The following is a 3,750-nucleotide window of genomic DNA, read 5'->3' as shown; positions in this document are numbered from 1 at the left end:
AACCGAGACCTCGGCCGGCCAGTCCCACCGGCCGACAAGCACGACCACCGATAGGAACCGAACCAGCTAGGGGGTCAGTTTTCGGCCGTCGCTAGAGGGTCAGTTTTCGGCCGTCGTTGACACAGGATTGCGGCAAGTCCGCGGAGAGCCAGCGCGGCGGCAGGTTGCGGCAGTCGGACGGGACAGGCACAACCTTTTGCAGGTTAGGCGGTTCGGGGTGAACATCCTGATCGGCACGGCTCTCGCGGCAGTAGGCCGAGGATCCGGGCGAGAAAGGTGCGGCTTGTTCGATCCCGCCGAGTGCCAACACCTGGGCCGCCGGTCTCTTGGTGCTCCGACCGGTAGATGACCGGCGGCCAGCAGCTGCGCACTCATCTCTGCGACCTGTGGTCCGAGGGCAAGCGGCCGCAGGCGCTGGAGGTGGTCAATGTTGGTGGACGCGTTGAATGCGGGTGCGCAACCGCCGCTGCATCAGATCCACTGCCTCGGTCAGGCTCGGGGCGGCGGCCCGAGCGTGCACGTCGATGCCGTTTACGTCCACGTCGACGCGAACGGTGGCGGCCAGCGGAGCCGACCCGAGGTCGTGGCTGAGTTTGATCCGCACGAACAGTACCGCTGCCGGGGCGTGGCGCAACACCACGTGAACCTTGTGCGCGGCGTAGGCGATCAAGTCAGTCGGCACCGGGCCGTACGTGCGAACCTGCACGGGATGGTCTGCAACGACGTGACTGGTCATGGTGAACCTCCACTAGGTCGAATCACGGCAATGACCACGTTCCCGCGGTGGGTGGCGCCGCGACAGGGCCCGGCGTCATGCCCCGAGGGCCATTGGTCCCGAACCAGAGGCGACCCTGAGCCTGGGTGTCTCAAGAAGGTGCGTCCGGAAGGCAAAACGGTGGGTGGGTGCGGGCCGCCACAGATCACGTCCCGTCCAGCGGCGCAAGGGCATTGGTCCGTGAACAGTCGCGACCTAAAGTTCGGCTCCGGCGCTTCGATCCAGTTGACGCACCACCTGCTTTCCGTTCCCACCGTGAAGGAGTGCGTCGGTCGCGATACGGTGAGGCGGTTCGAAACCGCGCCCTAGCGCCCGGCCGTACCGGGGCGAACCGAGCAGCGTCGTCGGGCTTCGAGGTGACCCGTTTGGATGGGTGACCTGTAGACCGACTCCAGAATGTCGGTGCCTGCGCCGCACTTAGCCGAGGAGCCGTCCGGCGCAGGCGCTGTCGAGTGTGCCGGGCCCGCAAGCGGAGCGCCACCATCTGCTGCCAGCCTGGTGGGGCTTGACGTCGTCGGCCTTGTCGGGTTCGCCTCACGTTCCGTGCATCAGCGCATGAGCCTGGATGGCGCCGGTTCCGGTGCCGGTCGACGGTTGGTGGCTCATGGGGCGTGGGCTGAATTAGCAGGCGACTGTCCCTTGGCGGTCGCGTTTAGCGCGTGCCGTGTGGCTAACTGCGGCATTCTGGCAGCGGCCGGTGTTGAGGTTCCACTTCCAGCCGTGCGGCCGGCAGGTGAGCTGGTCGCCCTCGACGATGCCGAAGCCGGTCAGGTTGGCCTTCAGGTGCGGGCGGCGCCGCCGGAACGACCAGTCGCCCACGGTGATGTCCTCGGCGTCGCGGCGCTGCGACTCGTACCAGCCCTCCGCGTATTGCAGCCGCTCCTCCGACAGACATTTTGATGAACGCGTATACGAACGCGTCGTATCGCCCGATCTGCGCCGCCGAGCAGCGGCAGGACAGGAATCCCGCGTTCATCCAGTCGCCCTAGTTGATTCCAGCAGATGCTCCATCAGCCGCCACGGGTCCGGAACCTGTAGCGCACCTTCTCGTCTGCGGCGATCCGGACCTCTGTTCGGAAAGTCCACCAGGATCGACTCGATCAGCTCGCCCGACGGGTCGGTCAGATCGGAGCGCACCGGCCGCCCCCGTCCTGGGCCAGCCGCAATGACGTCAGCGATCGACCCCGCCGCCGCGTCGGGGCGGAAACCGGCGTGGCCGGTGCCATGATCCGCATCAGCGCACCGCCTTGCCGTCGACGACCCGCCGGTCGACACCCAGCGGTTGTGGTTCCGAGGCAGGTGGGATGTGCGTGACGCTGATCCGCTTTCGAAACACCCAGTAGGTCCAGCCCTGGTACGCCAACACGACCGGGGTGAAAATAACTGCGACCCAGGTCATGATCTTCAATGTGTATGGTGTCGACGAAGCGTTCATCACCGTAAGGCTGAACACGTCGGACGTGGTAGACGGCAGGACGTACGGGTAGAGCCCGCTGAACAGGCTCGCGACCGTGAGTGCGAGGCAGGCTGCGGTGCCGGCGAAAGCCCATCCGTCACGTTTGGTGCTTGCCGTTCCCGTCCGTAGGAGCGCCAGTGATGCCAGCAGCGCGGCGGCGGCAAGCAGGCCGAGGGTGATCGAGACCGGTGTGCGGCGGATGCCGAACGTGAACAGCAGGAAGGTCACCGCGATGAGCGCCGCCACCGGGCCGACCCTTCCAGCCACGCGTCGGGCATGGTCACATACGTCTCCAGAAGTCTTCAAAGTGAGGAAGATCGCTCCGTGCAGGAGGAACAGCGCCAGTGTGGTGATGCCGCCGAGGAGGGCGTAGGGGTTGAGCAGGTCCCCGAACGAACCTGCGTACTCGTGTCCGGGGCCGAGTTTGATGCCGCGGAAGATGTTGGCGAATGCGACACCCCACAGCAGGGCGGGCACCGCCGAGCCGATCACGATGCAGATGTCGAAGCGTTTGCGCCACCTGGGGTCGTCGTGCTTGCCCCGGTACTCGAACGCGACCCCTCGGATGATCAGCGCCACCAGTATCAGCAGCAATGGCAGGTAGAACCCGCTGAACAGGGTGGCGTACCACTCGGGAAAGGCGGCGAAGGTCGCCCCGCCGGCGGTGAGCACCCAGACCTCGTTGCCGTCCCACACCGGTCCGATGGTGTTGATCAAGACGCGGCGTTCGCGTTCACCCTGCGCGGAGAAGCCGCGCCCGAGGATCGGCAGCAGCATCCCGACGCCGAAGTCGAAGCCCTCCAGGACGAAGTACCCGGTCCACAGGATCGCGATGAGTACGAACCAGACGGTGGTCAGTTCCATGATCGTCTCCTAGTGGGCGAACGTCAGCGGACGCTCGTCGTTGGCCGAGCGCTCGTCGGGCAGCGGGCTGGCCTCGGCTATGCCGGCCTTGGCGTACTTGAGCAGAAGCCCGACCTCGACGACGGCGAGGACGCCGTAGAGGGCGGTGTAGACCAGCAGAGAGGTGACGATGCTCGCGCTGTCGACGGTGGCCGAGACGCCGTCGGCGGTCTTCATCTGGCCGAACACGATCCAGGGCTGGCGGCCCATCTCGGTGAAGATCCAGCCGAACGCGTTGGCGACCAGAGGCAGCAACGGCAGCAGGATGCCGCCCCGCAGCAACCACCGCGACGCCGGTGACTTACCGCGCCGGACCGCCCACAGCGACCACAGCGCGAGCAGCGCGGCGAGGATCCCCGCTCCGATCATGAACCGGAAGGTCCAGTAGGTGACAGGGATGATGGGTTTGTAGTCGCCGGGGCCGTACTTCGCCTCGTACTCGGCTTGCAGGTCGTTGATGCCCTGGACGGTGCCGTCGAGGCGGCCGGTGCCGAGGAAGGACAGCAGGCCGGGGACCTCCACCTGCCAGACCGGCTCGCTGCCGTCGAGGGTGCCCACGGTGAAGATCGAGAAGGCGGCCGGCTGTGCGGTTTCGTAGAGGGCTTCCGCGGCGGCC

3 protein-coding genes and 1 pseudogene are annotated in these 3,750 nt (G+C 66.5%); all 4 read right to left on the bottom strand.

The features are described from left to right. Window positions 1-424 precede the first annotated feature (424 nt). Window positions 425-736, bottom strand: a complete 312-nt coding sequence (locus AB0J67_RS39780; RefSeq protein WP_363490788.1) for a hypothetical protein — start codon at window positions 734-736, stop codon at window positions 425-427. Between the two features lie 660 nt (window positions 737-1,396). Beyond that, window positions 1,397-1,927 (bottom strand): annotated as a pseudogene (locus AB0J67_RS39775) (Rieske 2Fe-2S domain-containing protein); the annotation flags it as partial. 82 nt (window positions 1,928-2,009) lie between these two features. Beyond that, window positions 2,010-3,095: a cytochrome d ubiquinol oxidase subunit II gene (gene cydB / locus AB0J67_RS39770; RefSeq protein WP_363490786.1), complete on the bottom strand. Its 1,086-nt coding sequence runs from the start codon at window positions 3,093-3,095 to the stop codon at window positions 2,010-2,012. Window positions 3,096-3,104: 9 nt separating this feature from the next. Further along, the coding region (locus tag AB0J67_RS39765; RefSeq protein ID WP_363490784.1) for a cytochrome ubiquinol oxidase subunit I at window positions 3,105-3,750 on the bottom strand (646 nt) is incomplete at its 5' end.

This window comes from Catellatospora sp. NPDC049609 (genome assembly GCF_040675365.1).
Taxonomy (GTDB): domain Bacteria; phylum Actinomycetota; class Actinomycetes; order Mycobacteriales; family Micromonosporaceae; genus Catellatospora.
This window is presented reverse-complemented; position numbering and strand designations above follow the sequence as displayed.

What these genes read in the sequence shown, in the direction of transcription:
- cydB (WP_363490786.1), bottom strand. Translation starts at nt 3,095, where the DNA reads ATGGAACTGACCACCGTCTGGTTCGTACTCATCGCGATCCTGTGGACC.
- AB0J67_RS39780 (WP_363490788.1), bottom strand. Translation starts at nt 736, where the DNA reads ATGACCAGTCACGTCGTTGCAGACCATCCCGTGCAGGTTCGCACGTAC.